Consider the following 18,626-nt stretch of genomic DNA (forward strand, 5'->3'; position numbering starts at 1 on the left):
GGGCGGGCTTGACCGCGGTCGCGAGCAGTTGCAAATTCGCGATTGGCACTCTATTCTGACGAGTGCTAATCATACCTCCATTTGACCAGACCGGGATGTGCCGTGAGCAACGATCCGATTATAAATGATCGCGCCCAGTCGCTGTTAAAAACGCTGATAGAACGTTATATCCAGGACGGCCAGCCGGTCGGCTCCCGGATTCTGTCGCGTGAGTCGGGCATGAACCTCAGCCCGGCGACCGTGCGCAATGTCATGGCCGATCTGGAAGATCTGGGGCTGGTCAAGGCGCCGCACACTTCCGCGGGTCGGATTCCCACAGTACGCGGATACCGGCTGTTTGTCGATAATCTGCTCACTGTGCGCCCCTTGCGCGGCAATGTGGTGGAACGCTTTCGCGATGAACTGCATCGCCTCGATGATCCCGAAGAGTTGATCGATCGCGCCTCCAATCTGCTCTCCAGTATGACCCGCATGGCGGGGCTGGTGATGCTGCCGCGCGCCGGCTCGGTACAGTTAAAGCATATTGAATTCCTGCCTCTCTCCGGGGACCGGGTGCTGGTGATTCTGGTGATCAATGATCAGCAGGTGCAAAACCGGATTATTCACACCGATCGACCCTATACCCAGTCGGAGCTGCAACAGGCGGCCAATTATCTCAACAGCGAATTCGCCGGTCGCGAGCTGGATTCGATACGCGCACGGGTGCTCCAGCACATGGAGGAAATCCGCGACGACATGAAGCAGATCATGCAACTGGCGGTGCAACTGGCCGACGAGGTGGTCCAGACCAGCCAGACCGCCGATTACGTGGTGCACGGCGAGACCAATCTGATGAGTTACGCCGAGATGGCCGATATGGAACGCCTGCGCCAGCTGTTCGAGGCGCTGCGGACCAAGCAGGATATTCTGCACATTCTGGACAAGTCCATCCACGCCGAGGGCATGCAGATTTTCATCGGCGAGGAATCGGGCTACGACGCTTTTGGCGAATGTTCGGTAGTGACGTCGCCCTACCGGGTGCAGGACGAGGTGGTGGGCGTGCTGGGGGTCATCGGCCCGACCCGCATGGCCTACGACCGGGTGATACCGGTGGTGGATGTGACCGCCAAATTGCTGGGGTCACTCTTGACCTCGGAATAATCGTCCCCATATTCCCCCATAATTCCAAACAGATTCAAACCCTTATCAGGTAATCGCAACGCTTCGGAGTAGAGCATGAGTGACACAGATGTGACCGATCAACAGCCCCAGGACAACCCCGGCGAGGAGGCCCGCCACGAGAGCGAGTCCCGCGCCCCCCTGGAGGCCGACAGCATCGAGGAATTGCAGGCCAAACTGACCGAGGCCGAAAACCGCGCCCAGGAGAACTGGGACAAGCTGCTGCGGGTCAATGCGGAGATGGACAACCTGCGTCGGCGCACCGAGCGAGAGCTGGAAAATGCCCACAAATATGCTGTGGAACGCTTCGCCCAGGAGCTGCTGGCCGTGCGCGACAGCCTGGAGATGGGCGTGGCCGCCGCCGAGCAGGAAGAGGCCAGCGTCGAGAAAATCAAGGAAGGGACCGAGCTGACCCTGCGCATGCTCGAGGGGGCCATGGACAAGTTCAATATCCAGTCCATCGACCCGCAGGACGAGCCCTTTGATCCGGAGCGCCACCAGGCCATGTCGACGGTTGAAACCCCGGACAAGGCCCCCAATACGGTAATCAATGTGATGCAAAAGGGCTATTTGCTCAACGATCGTTTGATCCGCCCGGCCATGGTGATTGTCTCCCGGGCCCCGAAGGCGGACGACAGGGGCTCAAAGGTCGACCAGCAGGCTTGAAGTCGGCGTGGATGCCCCCATTTAGAAAGCAACAACAGAATTTAAGACCCGAAACTCGCAAAATGTGGAGAACCGAACAATGGGTAAAATAATCGGAATCGACCTTGGTACTACCAACTCCTGTGTCGCCATCATGGAAAGCGGCAAGGCCAAGGTGATCGAAAATGCGGAGGGGGATCGCACTACCCCCTCCATCGTGGCGTATACCAAGGACAATGAAATCCTGGTGGGCCAGTCCGCCAAGCGGCAGGCCGTCACTAATCCGGAAAATACGCTGTTTGCCATCAAGCGTCTGATCGGCCGTAAATTCCAGGATGATGAAGTCCAGAAGGACATCAACATGGTGCCCTACAACATCATCAAGGCCGACAACGGCGACGCCTGGGTGGAAGTCAATGGCAAGAAAATGGCTCCGCCGGAAGTCTCCGCCAAGGTCCTGCAGAAGATGAAAAAATCGGCCGAGGACTACCTCGGTGAAGAAGTGACCGAAGCGGTCATTACCGTGCCGGCCTATTTCAACGACTCCCAGCGTCAGGCCACCAAGGATGCCGGCAAGATCGCCGGGCTGGATGTCAAGCGCATCATTAACGAGCCGACCGCGGCTGCCCTGGCCTACGGGATGGACAAGAAGCGCGGCGACCAGAAGCTGGCGGTCTACGATCTGGGCGGCGGTACCTTCGATATTTCCATTATCGAGATCGCCGATATCGATGGCGAACACCAGATCGAGGTGCTGTCCACCAACGGTGACACTTTCCTCGGCGGTGAGGACTTCGACAAGCGCCTGATCGACTATCTGGCTGAACAGTTCAAGAAGGACCAGGGCATCGACCTCAAGGGCGACCCGCTGGCCATGCAGCGCCTCAAGGAAGGCGCCGAGAAGGCCAAGATCGAGCTGTCTTCCTCGCAGCAGACCGATGTCAACCTGCCGTATATCACGGCCGATGCCAGTGGTCCGAAGCACATGAACGTCAAGATCACGCGCGCCAAGCTCGAATCGCTGGTCGAGGAATTGATCTCCCGTTCCCTGGAGCCGTGCAAGACCGCACTCAAGGATGCCGGCCTGTCCGCCTCCGATGTGGATGATGTCATTCTGGTCGGTGGTCAGACCCGGATGCCCAAGGTGCAGGAAGCGGTCAAGGAGTTCTTCGGCAAGGATCCGCGCAAGGACGTGAATCCGGACGAAGCCGTGGCCCTGGGTGCCGCTATTCAGGCCGGTGTTCTGGGTGGCGACGTCAAGGACGTGCTGCTGCTCGACGTGACCCCGCTGTCGCTGGGTATCGAAACCCTCGGCGGTGTCATGACCAAGCTGATCGAAAAGAACACCACCATCCCGACCAAGGCGACCCAGGTGTTCTCGACCGCGGACGATAACCAGAATGCGGTGACCGTCCACGTGCTGCAGGGCGAGCGCGAACGCGCCGACGCCAACAAGTCGCTGGGCCGGTTTGACCTGCAGGACATTCCGCCGGCCCCGCGCGGCGTGCCACAGATTGAAGTCACGCTGGACATCGACGCCAACGGTATCCTGAATGTGTCGGCCAAGGACAAGGCGACCGGCAAGGAGAACAAGATCGTGATCAAGGCCTCCAGCGGTCTGTCCGAGGAAGAAGTCGAACAGATGGTCAAGGATGCCGAAGCCCATGCGGCCGAGGATCAGAAGTTCCACGAAACAGTCGATGCCCGCAACCAGGCCGATAACCTGATCCATGCCACCCGCAAGTCCATGGATGATCTGGGTGACAAGCTGGAAGCCGACGAGAAGGAGAAGATCGAGGCGGCCATCAAGGATCTGGAAGAAGCCATGAACGGCAACGATAAGGATGATATCGAGGCCAAGACCAAGACCCTGACCGAGGCATCCGCCAAGATGGCTGAACGGCTCTACGCCGAACAGGGTGCCGCCGGGGCCGGTGCCCAGGCCGGTGCGGAAGCCGCCTCGGAAGCAGGTGGCCAGGCCGACGAAGACGTCGTCGATGCCGAGTTCGAGGAAGTGGACGACAACAAGAAATAAGTCGTTACTTTTTCGGCTGTCACTACCTCTGGCTGGATGCAGGTAACTGTATCCAGCCAATTGCTGTGTAAGTTTCGGCGTTGTAGTACGGTAAAAGCGAAACCACTGAAAACACCGAATACACTCACTACAAAGTAATAACGATTATGGCCAAACAGGATTACTACGAAGCACTGGGTGTTTCCAAAAACGCCAGTGATGACGAGATCAAAAAAGCCTTCAAGCGCATGGCGATGAAATACCATCCGGATCGCAATCCGGATGATGAAGAGTCGCTGGAGAAGTTCAAGGAAGCCCGCGAGGCTTATGATGTATTGAGCGATCCGCAAAAACGGGCGGCTTATGATCAATTCGGCCACGCCGGTGTTGAGGGGTCGGCCGGTGGCGGTGCCGGATTTGGTGGTGGCTTCGGTGGCGCCAGCTTCAGCGACATCTTCGGCGACGTGTTTGGCGATATTTTCGGCGGGGGCGGCGGACGCGGCGGCCAGCGGGTCTATCGCGGCGCCGATCTGCGCTACAACCTGGAATTGACCCTGGAAGAGGCGGTCAAGGGCAGCGACGTCAGCGTACGCATTCCGACGCATGTCGCCTGCGAAGAGTGTGACGGCAGCGGGGCGAAAAAAGGCAGTTCCCCGAGCACCTGTACCACCTGTGGTGGTCACGGTCAGGTGCGTATGCAACAGGGTTTCTTCTCGCTCCAACAGGCCTGCCCGCATTGTCAGGGTACGGGCAAGATCATCACCGATCCCTGTACCGCCTGCCACGGTCACGGTCGGGTCGAGCAAACCCGGACCCTGTCGGTCAAGGTGCCGGCCGGGGTGGACAACGGCGATCGTATTCGTCTGGCCGGTGAAGGTGAGGCGGGCGAGAACGGCGGGCCGCCCGGTGATCTCTATGTGCACATTCACGTCAAGGAACATCCCATCTTCCAGCGCGACGGCAGCGATCTGCATTGCGAGGTGCCGGTCAGCATCGGTGTCGCGGCGCTGGGCGGCGAGCTGGAAGTGCCCACCCTGAACGGGCGGGTCAAACTCAAGGTGCCGCCGGAAAGCCAGTCGGGCAAGCAGTTCCGCATGCGCGGCAAGGGCGTCAAGTCGGTCCGCGGCGGGGCGGTGGGCGACCTGCTGTGCAAGATCGCGGTGGAGACCCCGGTCAACCTGACCAACCGGCAAAAAGAGCTGCTGCAGCAGCTCGATGAGGCCATGCAGGAAGACGGCATCAAACACAGCCCGCGTGCCGCCTCCTGGCTGGATGGGGTGAAAAAATTCTTCGAAGATATGAGGTTCTGAAAAAGGGGTTTTCTCATGACCAGGGTTGCAATTGTGGGTGCCTCCGGGCGCATGGGACGGGTGCTGCTCGAAGCGACACACCAGGATACACAGGCCGAGATCCGCGCAGTGGTGGATCGGCCGGGCAGCAGCATGGTCGGCGTGGATGCCGGGGAGCTGGCCGGTCTCGGCAAGATTGGGATCAAGGTGGATGACAGTCTGACCCGGGTGGCGGATCAGTTTGACGTGCTGATTGATTTTACCCGTCCCGAAGCCACCATGCTGCATCTGGAGATCTGCCGCGCCGCCGGCAAGCGCATGGTCATCGGCACCACCGGTTTTACTGATGAGCAGAAAAAACAGATTGCCCATGTTGCCAAACACATAGGGATCGTCTTCGCCCCAACATGAGTGTCGGGGTCAATCTCTCGTTTAAATTACTGGATATTGCCGCCCGGGTACTGGGTGACAGCGTGGATGTCGAGATCATCGAGGCCCATCACCGGCATAAAGTGGATGCGCCTTCCGGCACGGCCCTGCGCATGGGCGAGGTGGTGGCTGATGCCCTGGGTCGGGATCTGATGGAATGCGCCGTGTTCGGCCGCGAAGGCGATACCGGCGAGCGGGATCGCCAGACCATCGGTTTTGAGACGATCCGGGCCGGCGATATCGTCGGCGAGCATACCGTTATGTTTGCCGGTGCGGGCGAGCGGGTCGAGATTACCCACAAGGCTTCCAGCCGCATGACCTTCGCCAACGGCGCCGTACGCGCCGCCAACTGGATCATGCAGCATGATCAGGGGCTATTTGACATGCAGGACGTCCTCGGCCTTCGTCACATACAGTGACGAGTGACGAGGAGAACTTGTGAGTCGACTCTATTTTCTGCGGGTATGATTGTTTGTTTATATTAGGAATAAAATCAGGTGGTTAGCCGGCTTTATGGTTGCCCTCGTGACTCGTGACTCGTCACTCGTTCCTTGTGGTCGTAAGACCACTTGGTTAGAATAAAGAAGGTCTGAATTAAACTCGGACTGAACAATTGAAGCGAATTTTTGCATAGCGGGAGACTCCAGTTTGGTATCTCCCGCTTTTTGCAGGCGCCACGCGCAAGGGAGGACTCTTGAAAAAACCGGCACTGCTGGCGTTGGAAGACGGTACCATTTTTCACGGTGAGTCTATCGGCATAGACGGTCAGACCGTGGGCGAGGTGGTGTTCAACACCGCGATGACCGGTTATCAGGAGATTCTGACCGACCCTTCCTACGCCAAACAGCTCGTTACGCTGACCTATCCGCACATTGGTAATGTTGGCACCAATCATGAAGACGAAGAATCCCGCGCCGTATTCGCCGATGGCCTGATCATTCGCGATCTGCCGCTCACCGCCAGTAACTGGCGCAGCCAGGAGACCCTGGACAACTATCTGCAGCGCAACAACGTGGTCGGGATTGCCAATATCGACACCCGCAAGCTGACCCGTATCCTGCGCGAAAAGGGGGCCCAGAACGGCTGCATCATGGCCGGCAGCAGCATCGACGAGCAACAGGCGCTGGCGGCCGCGCGTGAATTCCCCGGCCTCAAGGGCATGGATCTGGCCAAAGTGGTCAGCACCGGCACGGCCTATGACTGGCTGGAAGGGGTGTGGAACCCCGGGGAAGGCTATCCCAATGTCCCCGCCATGGTGGAAGAGGCGCTGCCCTACCGGGTGGTGGCCTATGACTATGGCGTCAAACGCAACATCCTGCGCCTGCTGGTCAATCGTGGCTGCCGGGTAACCGTGGTGCCGGCGACGACCCCGGCCGAGGAGGTGCTGGCCATGGACCCGGACGGGGTCTTTCTCTCCAACGGACCGGGCGATCCTGAGCCCTGTGACTATGCTATCGAGGCGATACAACATATCCTCGAAAAAGGCGTTCCGCTATTCGGTATCTGTCTCGGCCATCAGCTGCTGGGGCTGGCCAATGGCGCCAAAAGCGTCAAAATGAAGTTCGGTCACCACGGTGCCAACCATCCGGTCCAGGATCTGCAGAGCAAGCAGGTGATGATTACCAGCCAGAACCACGGTTTTGCCATCGACGAGGACTCCCTGCCCGATAACGTTCAGGCGACCCACCGGTCGCTGTTCGACGGCACGCTACAGGGTGTGGCCTGCACCGACCGTCCGGCGTTCAGTTTTCAGGGGCACCCCGAAGCCAGCCCGGGGCCGCACGATCTTTCGCCGTTGTTCGACAAGTTCATTGATATGCTGAAAAAGCAAAAAGCGTGAACCACCAAGACACGAAGACACCAAGAAGTGACTTGTTGGTTTTTGTTGCAAGCAAATGCATGTGTTATGCGATATCCCGCGTGATGCAATGATTCTGGAAAACTCATTAAACTTGGCGTCTTGGCGCCTTGGTGGTTAAAAAGACTTATGCCAAAACGTACCGACATCAAAAGCATTCTCATCGTCGGCGCCGGGCCGATTGTTATCGGTCAGGCCTGCGAGTTTGACTACTCCGGCGCGCAGGCGTGCAAGGCGCTGAAGGAAGAGGGTTACCGTGTCATCCTGGTCAACTCCAATCCCGCCACGATCATGACCGATCCGGAGATGGCCGACCGCACCTACATCGAACCGGTGGAATGGACCACCGTGCGCAACATTATCGCCAGCGAACGTCCCGATGCCCTGTTACCCACCATGGGTGGCCAGACCGCGCTGAACTGTGCCCTGGATCTGGATCGCGAAGGGGTGCTGGAGGAGTACGGCGTGGAACTCATCGGGGCCTCCATGGATGCCATCGACAAGGCCGAGGACCGGGATCGTTTCCGCAAGGCGATGAGCAAGATCGGGCTCGAGTTCCCCCATTCGGAAGTGGCCTACAGCATGGACGAGGCCAACGAGGTGCAGAAGACGATCGGTTTTCCGACCATCATCCGTCCCTCGTTTACCATGGGCGGCAGTGGTGGCGGCATCGCCTACAACAAGGAAGAGTTCGTCGAGATCTGCGAGCGTGGCCTGGAGCTGTCGCCGACCAACGAACTGTTGATCGAGGAGTCGGCACTGGGCTGGAAGGAATACGAAATGGAGGTGGTGCGGGATCACAAGGACAACTGCATCATCATCTGTTCCATCGAGAACCTCGACCCGATGGGGGTGCATACCGGTGACTCGATCACCGTGGCACCGGCCCAGACCCTGACCGACAAGGAATACCAGATCATGCGCGACGCCTCGCTGGCGGTGCTGCGCGAGATCGGGGTGGATACCGGCGGCTCCAATGTGCAGTTTGCCATCAACCCCGACGATGGTCGGATGATCATCATCGAGATGAATCCCCGGGTCTCCCGCTCCTCGGCGCTGGCCTCCAAGGCCACCGGCTTTCCGATTGCCAAGGTGGCCGCCAAGCTGGCGGTCGGCTATACCCTGGACGAGCTGCAAAACGAGATTACCGGCGGCGCCACGCCGGCCTCCTTCGAGCCGAGCATCGACTACGTGGTAACCAAGATACCGCGGTTCACCTTTGAGAAATTCCCCCAGGCCGAAGCGCGACTCACCACCCAGATGAAATCGGTGGGCGAGGTGATGGCCATCGGCCGTACCCAGCAGGAGTCGCTGCAAAAGGCTCTGCGCGGTCTGGAGACCGGCGCCGACGGTTTCAATGAAATGGTGGATCTCAACGATGACGATGCGCTGGAGAAGATCCGTACCCAGTTAAAGAATACCGGACCCGAGCGTATCTGGTATGTGGGCGATGCCTTCCGGGCCGGTTTCAGCGTGGAAGACGTGCACGAGATGACGGCGATCGATCCGTGGTTTCTGGTCCAGATCGAAGAGCTCATTCAGCTCGAAGCGCAGGTTCGCGAGGGGGGCATGAAGGTGCTGACCGCCGAACGCATGCGCGAGCTCAAACGCAAGGGCTTTGCCGACACCCGCCTGGCCAAACTGGTCGGGGTCAGCGAAAAAGTGCTGCGCCAGCATCGCTACGAGCTGGATGTTCGCCCGGTCTACAAACGGGTCGACACCTGTGCCGCTGAATTCGCGACCAATACCGCCTACATGTACTCCACCTATGAAGAAGAGTGCGAGGCCGAGGCCTCCGATCGTAAGAAGATTATGGTGCTTGGCGGCGGGCCCAACCGCATCGGGCAGGGGATCGAGTTCGACTATTGTTGTGTGCACGCCGCACTGGCCATGCGCGAGGACGGTTACGAGACCATTATGGTCAACTGCAACCCCGAGACGGTCTCCACCGACTACGATACCTCGGACCGGCTCTATTTTGAGCCGCTGACACTCGAAGACGTGCTGGGGCTGATCGAAATCGAGAAGCCGATCGGGGTCATCGTGCAATACGGCGGCCAGACCCCGCTCAAGCTGGCCCGGGACCTGGAAGAGGCTGGCGCGCCGATTATCGGTACCTCACCCGACTCCATCGATCTGGCCGAGGACCGGGAGCGCTTCCAGGCAATGATCGACAAACTCAATCTGCAACAGCCGCCCAATCGCACGGCGCGCAGCGAGGCCGAGGCCATGAAACTGGCCGAGGAGATCGGTTACCCGCTGGTGGTGCGGCCCTCCTATGTGCTCGGTGGCCGGGCCATGGAGATCGTCTACCAGCCCGAGGATCTGGACCGCTATATGCGCACGGCAGTCGAGGTCTACCCCGACGCGCCGGTATTGCTGGACCGCTTCCTGAACGATGCCATCGAAGTGGATGTGGACGCGGTGTGCGATGGCAAGAGTGTGGTGATCGGCGGCATCATGCAGCATATCGAGCAGGCCGGTGTGCACTCCGGCGATTCGGCCTGTTCCCTGCCGCCTTACAGTCTGAGCGCGGAAGTTCAGGATCGGATTCGCGAACAGGTCAAGGCCATGGCCATCGAGCTGAAGGTCATTGGTCTGATGAACGCCCAGCTTGCCGTGCAGGGTGACAAGATCTTTGTCATCGAGGTCAATCCGCGCGCCTCGCGCACGGTGCCGTTTGTCTCCAAGACCGTGGGATTGCCGCTGGCCAAGATCGCCGCGCGCTGCATGGTCGGCAAGACCCTGGCGGAGCAGGGCATGACGAGCGAGCGTATTCCGCCCTATTATTCGGTCAAGGAGGCGGTGTTCCCGTTTGTCAAATTCCCGGGCGTGGATCCCCTGCTGGGTCCCGAGATGAAGTCCACCGGCGAAGTGATGGGAGTGGGACGCAGTTTTGGTGAAGCCTTCGGGCGCGCCCAGCTGGGCGCCGGCGTGGCCCTGCCGGCCGCCGGTACCGCCTTTGTCAGCGTCCGCGATGTCGACAAGAGCGCGGCGGTCGAGGTGGCCCGGGAGCTGGTCGAACATGGGTTCAACCTGGTGGCTACCAGTGGCACCTCGGACGCGTTAAACGAAGCCGGTGTGCCCAATCAACGGGTCAACAAGGTCAATGAGGGCCGTCCCCATATCGTCGACATGATCAAAAACGACGAAATCAACTTTATCGTGAATACCACCGAAGGCCAGCAGGCGATTGCCGATTCCTACGAAATCCGCCGCCAGGCGTTGAATCACAAGGTGGGCTATACCACGACCGTGGCCGGCGCGCGAGCGACCTGCGAGGCGTTGCGCTATCTGAACAACATCAAGGTACATTGTTTGCAGGATCTGCATCAGGAGATGAATGCATGAGTCGTCAACCGATGACCGCTGCCGGCGCCGATAAACTGCGCGCCGAGCTCAAGGATCTGAAAAGCGTGCAACGTCCGAAAGTGATCGAAGCGATTGCGGTCGCGCGCGAACATGGCGATCTCAAGGAGAATGCCGAGTACCATGCCGCGCGCGAGCAACAGAGTTTCATCGAGGGCCGGATCAAGGAGATTGAGGCGGCCCTGTCCAACTCCGAAATCATCGACGTCCAGGCGGTGGGCAAAAACGCCGGCGGCAAGGTCGTATTCGGTGCCACGGTGGAACTGTACGACATCGATGGCGACAAGGAAGTGACCTACCAGATCGTCGGCGAACAGGAAGCGGACATCAAACAGAACCTGATCTCCATCACCTCCCCGATCGCCCGCGCCCTGATCGGCAAACAGGAAGGCGACGAAGTCACCGTCCAGGCGCCGGGTGGCAACCGCGACTACGAAATCGTGTCTGTTAAATACGTGTAGATGTGCTTCTGGGAATGAACGCAGAGGACGCGGAGGCGCAGAGGCGCGGAGAAAGATAATTTTTAATGTTGAATTTTAAATTTTGAATCGCGGTTCAGTATTACTTCAGTGCCCAACATCAAAATGTTTAAAATGATTTTGTTTTCTCTGCGTCTTTGCGCCTCTGCGCCCTCCGCGTTATTTTCCAGTGAACTCTCTACAGGATGATGTCCATGAATTACGCGATTCCTGAACGCATTGCCCTGACCCTGTGGGTCGGGGGGATGTGGATTACCGGGTATCTGGTGGCGCCAATGCTGTTCTCGGTGCTGGAGGAACGAGCGCTGGCCGGGATGCTGGCGGGCAGGATGTTCAGTGCGATGAGTTATGTGGGGCTGGTCTGCGTCGGTTTGTTGTTACTGACCCATTTTCAAAAAAACTGGCTCAACGGCTGGCGCCAGTGGCGCCGCTGGGTTTTGCTGGCTATGCTGCTGGTGATCGTGATGGGTGAGTTTGTGCTGCAGCCGATGATGGCCGAGCTCAAGGCTCTGGGACTGGACGAGGGCAGCGCCGCGCAACAGCGCTTTGGCATGTTGCATGGCCTCTCTTCGAGTCTGTTTCTGTTTAACAGCCTGGCGGGCCTGGTGTTGGTGATCTTCGGGCTGGAGCCGGATACTCAGCGCGGCAGCTGAATTTTGGGCTCGTCGGCCGGACGGTAAAAGACCGCGACATGGCCGATCAGCTGCACCTGTTCGGCCTGGCTGTGCTCGCTGATCTGTTCAATCAGTTGCTGGCGCTCTTCGCGATCCGCCGCGTTGACCCGCACCTTGATCAGCTCGTGATGGGCCAGCGCGATGTCGACCTCGGCGAGGATGTTCTCGCCCAGCCCATGCTGGCCGACAATGACCACGGGTTTGAGGTGATGGGCGCGCTGGCGCAGGAATTTTTTCTGGTTGCTGGTCAGGGACATGAAAGCGGAATCCGGATGGTGAAGGCCGTAAATTGTACCAATTCATACCCCCACTGACGACTGCCAACTGCTAACTGACGACTGGAATTCCCATGGCCCGTTCCAGAACCAGCAAAAAATGGCTCACCGAGCATTTTGACGATCCCTATGTCAAAAAAGCTCAGCAGGAGGGCTGGCGCAGTCGCGCCATCTACAAGCTGATCGAAATTGACGAGCGGGACCGCCTGCTCAAACCCGGTATGACCGTAGTGGATCTGGGTGCGGCCCCCGGGGGCTGGTCGGAATATGCCGCGCGTAAAGTCGGCGACAAGGGGCGGGTGATTGCGCTGGATCTGCTGCCCATGGACGCGATTGCCGGCGTCGAATTCATCGAGGGGGATTTTCGCGAAGAGCCGGTCTACGAGCGCTTGCTGGCGGTGCTCGAGGGGCGGCCGGTAGACCTTGTAATGTCCGATATGGCCCCCAATATGAGTGGTATGAAGGCGGTAGATCAGCCGCGCGCTATGTATCTGGCCGAGCTGAGTCTGGAGCTGGCGCAAAAAGTCCTCAAGCCGGGCGGGGATATGTTGATCAAGGCGTTTACCGGCGAGGGTCTGGATGAATTTAAACGCGAAATCCGGCAACATTTCGCGAAATTGGTTGTCCGAAAACCGAAGGCTTCACGGCCCCGTTCTCCCGAGATTTATCTGCTGGCGAGGGGCTATAATGTGTAGTAGTGTATTTTGCATGACAGCAAACGCCTGTGATGGCAGGCCATGAGGTAGACCATTGAACGACTTGACCAAGAATATCCTGTTGTGGGTGATCGTGGCGATCATCCTCATGTCGGTGTTCCAGAATCTGAGCACGACAACTCCCGCGACTGAAAAGCCCTATTCACAATTCATGCAGGATGTGAAAAGCGGCCAGGTGATGGAAGTCACTATTCAGGGGCGTAATATTACCGGCCGTACTCAAGGGGGTGAAAATTTCAAGACCTTCAGTCCTGAAACAGACAACACCGCCATGATCGGCGACCTGATGAAGCATAACGTGACCATCAAGGCCAAGCCGCCGGAGCAGTCTATCTGGACTCAGATATTCATCTCCTGGTTCCCGTTCCTGCTGATCATCGGCCTGTGGATTTTCTTTATGCGCCAGATGCAGGGTGGCGGCGGTGGCCGCGGTGCCCTGTCGTTCGGCAAGAGCAAGGCGCGCATGCTGGGTGAGGATCAGGTCAATATCCGCTTCAACGATGTGGCCGGCTGTGACGAAGCCAAGGATGAAGTGCAGGAACTGGTCGAATTCCTGCGTGACCCGGGCAGGTTCCAGAAGCTGGGCGGGATGATCCCGCGCGGTGTGCTGATGGTCGGCCCGCCCGGTACCGGTAAAACCCTGCTGGCCAAGGCGATTGCCGGCGAGGCCAAGGTGCCGTTCTTTACCATCTCCGGTTCCGATTTTGTGGAAATGTTTGTCGGTGTCGGCGCCTCGCGGGTGCGCGACATGTTCGAGCAGGCCAAGAAGCAGGCGCCGTGCATTATCTTTATCGACGAAATCGATGCGGTCGGTCGGCATCGCGGTGCCGGCCTGGGCGGCGGTCATGACGAGCGTGAGCAGACCCTCAACCAGCTGCTGGTGGAAATGGATGGCTTCGAAGGCAACGAGGGCGTGATCGTGATCGCCGCCACCAACCGTCCCGACGTGCTGGATCCGGCGTTGCTGCGTCCCGGTCGTTTCGACCGCCAGGTGGTCGTGCCGCTGCCCGACATGCGGGGCCGCGAGCAGATCCTCAAGGTCCACATGCGCAAGGTGCCGGTGGGTGATGATGTCGAACCGATGGTGATTGCCCGCGGCACACCCGGCTTCTCCGGGGCCGATCTGGCCAATCTGGTCAACGAGGCCGCCCTGTTTGCCGCGCGCGGCAACAAGCGCCTGGTCTGTATGGAAGAGTTCGAAAAGGCCAAGGACAAGATCATGATGGGCGCCGAGCGCAAGTCCATGGTGATGAACGAGGAAGAGAAAAAGCTCACCGCCTATCACGAGGCCGGCCATGCCATCGTGGGCCTGAGCGTACCGTCGCACGATCCGGTCTACAAGGTCAGTATTATTCCGCGTGGCCGGGCGCTGGGTGTGACCATGTTCCTGCCCGAAGAGGATCGCTATAGCTATACCAAGGAGCGGCTGGAAAGTTCCATCGCCTCCCTGTTCGGCGGGCGCCTGGCCGAGGAGCTGATCTTCGGCAACGAACACGTGACCACCGGTGCCTCCAACGATATTCAGCGCACCACCGAGATCGCTCGCAACATGGTGACCAAGTGGGGTCTGTCCGAACGCCTCGGTCCGATGACTTACGGCGAGGACGAAGGCGAGGTGTTCCTCGGTCATTCGGTGACCCAGCACAAGAACCTCTCCGATGAGACCGCGCATATTATCGATGAAGAGATTCGCTCCATCATCGATCGCAACTACCAGCGGGCCAAGACGGTGCTGACCGATCATATGGACAAGCTGCACCTGATGGCACAGGCGCTGATCAAGTATGAAACCATCGACAAGCGGCAGATCGATGCCATCATGAGCGGTAACGAGCCACCGCCGCCCGCCGACTGGGATGATCACGAGCCGCCGCACAGCCCCTCCGATGACGAGGAGAAGAAACCCTCCCGCGCGGACAAGGGGGAAGGCAAGATCGGCGGTCCGGCCGGTGAACACTGAGCCATCCCGCCGTTAAGTACAATCAACGCCCCGTTTTGACGGGGCGTTTTTCGTTTTGCCCGGCAACGATTGCCAGTGGCGGTCATGTAACGCCCGCCAGGAGCCGTTTTCGACAAGCCGGTGGTTGTGGCGCGTGAATGGATCCGGTTTGCTTGCCGGTCGCCGTCGTCGAATGTTGTTAAACTACGGCAGCAGATACCCGGAATGAATCAAGCATGGCGATAGATCTCAGTCCCGAACAATGGCCCCTGATCATGGGGATACTCAATGTGACCCCGGACTCCTTCTCCGATGGAGGGCATTTTAATCAGCCTTCGGCGGCGATCGAACGGGTGCGGCGAATGATCGAGGAGGGCGCCGACATGATTGATATCGGCGGCGAGTCTACCCGCCCGGGCGCGCCGGCCGTTTCACAAGAGGATGAACTGGCACGGGTGATTCCGGTCATCGAGGCGATCCGTCGCGACAGTCCCATCCCGATCTCGGTGGATACCAGCAAGCCGGCGGTGATGCGCGCGGCGGTGGCCGCCGGCGCCAGCCTGATTAACGATGTGCGGGCGTTGCAGGAACCCGGCGCGCCGGAAGCCGCGGCCGAACTGGGTGTGCCGATCTGCCTGATGCACATGCAGGGCCAGCCGCGGACCATGCAGGCCAATCCGCATTACGAGGATGTGGTCGAAGAGGTCCTGGCGTTTTTGCTGCAGCGGATAGAGGCCTGTCAGGGTGTGGGGATTACGCCGGACAAGGTGATTCTGGATCCCGGCTTCGGTTTCGGAAAAACGGCGGGGCATAACCTGACCCTGTTCCGTGAGCTGGGCCGTTTTGTCGAGACCGGCTACCCGGTGCTGGTGGGGGTCTCGCGCAAATCGTTAATCGGCAAACTGCTGGGTGAGCGGCCGGTGGAAGAGCGCCTGGCGGGCAGTCTCGCCCTGGCAACCCTGGCCGGCTGGCTGGGGGCGGCCATCCTGCGGGTGCATGATGTACGCGAGACCGCCGATGCCCTGGCGATGTGCCGGGCTGTGCAACAGGCCTGAGTATCGGCGGGGTGATTGCTTTATAATCGCTGAAACAGGGCCTGGCCGGCCCGTGCCGGCGGCAAGGGGAATGTTGTTTTATGTCATGTAAATATTTTGGTACCGACGGGGTCCGCGGGCGGGTCGGGGAGTTCCCGATCACGCCGGAGTTTATTCTCAAGCTGGGCTGGGCGGCCGGGCGGGTGCTGGGCAATGGCGGCGGCAAGGTGCTGATCGGCAAGGATACCCGGCTCTCCGGCTATATTTTCGAATCGGCCCTGGAAGCGGGGCTGGCGGCCGCCGGCATGGATGTCTGTCTGCTGGGCCCGATGCCGACGCCCGGCATTGCCCATCTGACCCGCACCCTGCACGCCCGCGCCGGGATCGTCATCAGTGCCTCGCATAACGCCTATCCGGACAATGGCATCAAGTTCTTCTCCGCCGAGGGGACCAAGCTGCCCGACGAGGTGGAGCTGGCGATCGAGGCGATGATCGACCAGGAGCTGGTCACCAGCGCACCGGATAAACTCGGCCGTGCCACCCGGGTGGACGACGCGGCCGGGCGCTATATCGAGTTTTGCAAAAGCACGTTTCCCGAGCATCTCGATCTCAACGGCCTGCATATCGTGCTCGATTGCGCCAACGGCGCCACCTACCAGATTGGACCCAAGGTCTTCGCCGAACTGGGCGCCAGACTGACGGTGATCGGCAACGATCCCGACGGCCTCAATATCAACGACGGTTGCGGCTCCACCCACCTGGAATGGTTGCAGAAAAATGTCCAGTTGCAGGGCGCCGATCTGGGCATTGCCTTCGACGGGGACGGGGATCGGGTGTTGATGATCGACAGTCAGGGCGCGATCGTCGACGGCGACGAACTGCTGTACGTGATCACCGCCCATCGTCAGCGCACGCGGCGCCTGGAAGGCGGGGTGGTGGGGACCCTGATGACCAATCTGGGCATGGAGCATGCCCTGCAGGTGGCCGGCATTCCGTTCTCGCGGGCCAGGGTCGGGGATCGCTATGTGATGGAGCAGTTGCAGGCACAAGGCTGGCAACTGGGCGGGGAAGGCTCCGGGCACCTGATCTGCCTGGACAAGACCACCACCGGTGACGGGATCGTGGCCGCCCTGCAGGTGCTGGCGGCGGTGGTGGAGTCCGGGCGAAGCCTGACCGATCTGGTGGCCGGCATGCACAAGTACCCTCAACAGCTGATCAACGTCCGCCTGGCCCGCAAGGTCGACGTATTGGGCGCGCCCGAGGTACAGGCGGCGGTGGCCGCCGCCGAGTCGGAACTGGCCACCCGCGGCCGGGTACTGTTGCGCGCCTCCGGTACCGAACCCCTGCTGCGGGTGATGGTCGAGGGCCAGGATGCCGACCAGGTGACGCGGGTGGCACACGAGCTGGCCGGCGTCGTGGAGCGGGCGCTCGGTCCCGGCTGAGCGCGCTCCGACACTTACGCCACGGACCGCCTGGAATGGGGCCTTGACCCCTTCTCATCCGCCAAATAACCCGGTTTTTCATTGATTTATTGCGGCCTGAACGGTAAGCTTTCGCGCTCTTTTATAAGGTCAACCGAACGAGAAGAAGGAGAGGGCATGCGTCAGCCACTGATCGCCGGCAACTGGAAAATGAACGGTTCGCGCACGGATAACACGGTCCTGCTGGACGGGATCAAGGCGGGCATCGGCGACGTCAAAGCAGCGGAAGTGGCCGTCTGTGTTCCCTATGTCTATCTGGCGGATGTCCAGCTGCAGCTGGAGGGGACCTCCATCGCCTGGGGCGCCCAGAACCTGAGCAAGGAAGAGAAGGGCGCCTTTACCGGTGAAATCTCTGCCGCCATGCTGCTCGATTTCGGCTGCAAATACGTTATCGTCGGTCACTCGGAGCGCCGCAGCCTCTACGGCGAAGATGCCCCGCTGGTGGCCGAGAAATTCGAAGTGGCCCGTCAGGCCGGCCTCAAGCCGATTTTGTGTGTCGGCGAATCGCTCGAGGAGCGGGAGCAGGGGATCACCGAACAGGTGGTGGCTCGTCAGATCGACGCAGTGATCCAGCACGCCGGGGTAACGGCGCTGGCCGACGGCGTGATCGCCTATGAGCCGGTCTGGGCCATCGGCACCGGCAAGACCGCGACTCCGGAACAGGCCCAGGAGGTCCATGCCTTTATTCGCGGCCAGATTGTCAAACACGATGCGGCGGTCGCTGAAGGCTTGCGGATTCAATACGGCGGCAGCATGAACGCCGCCAATGCCGCCGAACTGCTGGCCAAGCCGGATATCGACGGCGGCCTGATCGGCGGCGCCTCACTCAAAGCGGAGGATTTTCTGACCATCTGCCAGGCAGCGGGTTAGGATAAATCCGGGAGACTCTGAAAGTATGTTGTATAACATTATTCTGGTATTGCATGTCATTGTTGCCGTGACACTGGTTGTGATGGTGCTGCTGCAACAGGGCAAGGGCGCCGATGCCGGCGCCGCGTTTGGTGGCGGCGGTGGTGGCGGCGCCTCGGGCACCATGTTTGGCTCGCGTGGCGCGGCGAACTTTCTGACCCGTTTCACGGCGGTGCTGGCGTTTCTGTTTTTCGGCCTGTCCCTGGCGCTGTTTACCCTGGCCGGGGATGTCAGCAAACCCGAAAGCATCGTGGATCAGGCCGAGCGGCAGTCGCAGGAAAGCACCGTGCCGGCCGCGCCCGAATCGGCTGCTCCGGAAGACGGCGCGCCGGTGGACGTGCCGAAGTCGGAGTAGAT

Annotated in this window: 15 protein-coding genes and 1 pseudogene; 15 read left to right on the forward strand and 1 reads right to left on the reverse strand. The window is 59.9% G+C overall.

Going from position 1 to position 18,626, the window contains the following annotated elements; translation table 11 throughout:
- Positions 1–102: 102 nt before the first annotated feature.
- From hrcA to U5K34_RS01620, 9 genes and pseudogenes are all read left to right on the forward strand, one after another.
- Positions 103–1,140: a heat-inducible transcriptional repressor HrcA gene (gene hrcA / locus U5K34_RS01580; protein ID WP_322566780.1), complete on the forward strand. Its 1,038-nt coding sequence runs from the start codon at positions 103–105 to the stop codon at positions 1,138–1,140.
- Positions 1,141–1,215: 75 nt separating this feature from the next.
- Positions 1,216–1,824 (forward strand): nucleotide exchange factor GrpE, encoded by a 609-nt coding sequence (gene grpE, locus U5K34_RS01585; protein ID WP_322566781.1) that lies wholly within the window; start codon positions 1,216–1,218, stop codon positions 1,822–1,824.
- 79 nt (positions 1,825–1,903) lie between these two features.
- The gene (gene dnaK, locus U5K34_RS01590; protein ID WP_322566782.1) at positions 1,904–3,838 is read left to right on the forward strand and encodes a molecular chaperone DnaK; all 1,935 of its coding nucleotides are present in this window, start codon (positions 1,904–1,906) and stop codon (positions 3,836–3,838) included.
- A 146-nt stretch (positions 3,839–3,984) separates the two neighbouring features.
- The gene (dnaJ, locus tag U5K34_RS01595; RefSeq protein ID WP_322566783.1) at positions 3,985–5,127 is read left to right on the forward strand and encodes a molecular chaperone DnaJ; all 1,143 of its coding nucleotides are present in this window, start codon (positions 3,985–3,987) and stop codon (positions 5,125–5,127) included.
- Between the two features lie 15 nt (positions 5,128–5,142).
- A pseudogene (gene dapB / locus U5K34_RS01600) lies at positions 5,143–5,954 on the forward strand (4-hydroxy-tetrahydrodipicolinate reductase).
- A gap of 275 nt (positions 5,955–6,229) precedes the next feature.
- Positions 6,230–7,375 (forward strand): glutamine-hydrolyzing carbamoyl-phosphate synthase small subunit, encoded by a 1,146-nt coding sequence (carA, locus tag U5K34_RS01605; protein WP_322565356.1) that lies wholly within the window; start codon positions 6,230–6,232, stop codon positions 7,373–7,375.
- A 147-nt stretch (positions 7,376–7,522) separates the two neighbouring features.
- The gene (carB, locus tag U5K34_RS01610; protein ID WP_322565357.1) at positions 7,523–10,744 is read left to right on the forward strand and encodes a carbamoyl-phosphate synthase large subunit; all 3,222 of its coding nucleotides are present in this window, start codon (positions 7,523–7,525) and stop codon (positions 10,742–10,744) included.
- The gene (gene greA, locus U5K34_RS01615) at positions 10,741–11,223 is read left to right on the forward strand and encodes a transcription elongation factor GreA (protein WP_322565358.1); all 483 of its coding nucleotides are present in this window, start codon (positions 10,741–10,743) and stop codon (positions 11,221–11,223) included. The genes carB and greA overlap by 4 nt, the downstream gene beginning before the upstream one ends.
- Positions 11,224–11,435: 212 nt before the next feature.
- Entirely contained in the window at positions 11,436–11,894 is a 459-nt protein-coding gene (locus tag U5K34_RS01620) for a DUF4149 domain-containing protein (RefSeq protein ID WP_322565359.1), read from the forward strand.
- Here the strand turns inward: U5K34_RS01620 and yhbY are convergent.
- Entirely contained in the window at positions 11,879–12,172 is a 294-nt protein-coding gene (gene yhbY / locus U5K34_RS01625; RefSeq protein WP_322565360.1) for a ribosome assembly RNA-binding protein YhbY, read from the reverse strand. The two genes, U5K34_RS01620 and yhbY, sit on opposite strands and share 16 nt — an antisense overlap.
- A 92-nt stretch (positions 12,173–12,264) precedes the next feature.
- On the opposite strand from yhbY, the gene rlmE reads away from it, so the two are divergent.
- From rlmE to secG, 6 genes are all read left to right on the forward strand, one after another.
- Entirely contained in the window at positions 12,265–12,885 is a 621-nt protein-coding gene (gene rlmE / locus U5K34_RS01630; protein WP_322565361.1) for a 23S rRNA (uridine(2552)-2'-O)-methyltransferase RlmE, read from the forward strand.
- Between the two features lie 55 nt (positions 12,886–12,940).
- Positions 12,941–14,866 carry an ATP-dependent zinc metalloprotease FtsH gene (ftsH, locus tag U5K34_RS01635; RefSeq protein WP_322565362.1) on the forward strand — a complete coding sequence of 642 codons (1,926 nt, stop codon included), beginning with the start codon at positions 12,941–12,943 and terminating at the stop codon, positions 14,864–14,866.
- A gap of 215 nt (positions 14,867–15,081) precedes the next feature.
- Positions 15,082–15,900 (forward strand): dihydropteroate synthase, encoded by an 819-nt coding sequence (folP, locus tag U5K34_RS01640; protein ID WP_322565363.1) that lies wholly within the window; start codon positions 15,082–15,084, stop codon positions 15,898–15,900.
- A gap of 80 nt (positions 15,901–15,980) precedes the next feature.
- Positions 15,981–17,321: a phosphoglucosamine mutase gene (gene glmM, locus U5K34_RS01645; protein ID WP_322565364.1), complete on the forward strand. Its 1,341-nt coding sequence runs from the start codon at positions 15,981–15,983 to the stop codon at positions 17,319–17,321.
- 156 nt (positions 17,322–17,477) lie between these two features.
- Positions 17,478–18,230 carry a triose-phosphate isomerase gene (tpiA, locus tag U5K34_RS01650; protein ID WP_322565365.1) on the forward strand — a complete coding sequence of 251 codons (753 nt, stop codon included), beginning with the start codon at positions 17,478–17,480 and terminating at the stop codon, positions 18,228–18,230.
- A gap of 25 nt (positions 18,231–18,255) precedes the next feature.
- A complete protein-coding gene (gene secG, locus U5K34_RS01655) occupies positions 18,256–18,624 on the forward strand; it encodes a preprotein translocase subunit SecG (RefSeq protein WP_322565366.1) in 369 nt (122 codons plus the stop codon).
- Positions 18,625–18,626: the final 2 nt, after the last annotated feature.

Origin of the sequence: Thiohalophilus sp., from assembly GCF_034521165.1 — a bacterium.
Taxonomy (GTDB): domain Bacteria; phylum Pseudomonadota; class Gammaproteobacteria; order UBA6429; family Thiohalophilaceae; genus Thiohalophilus.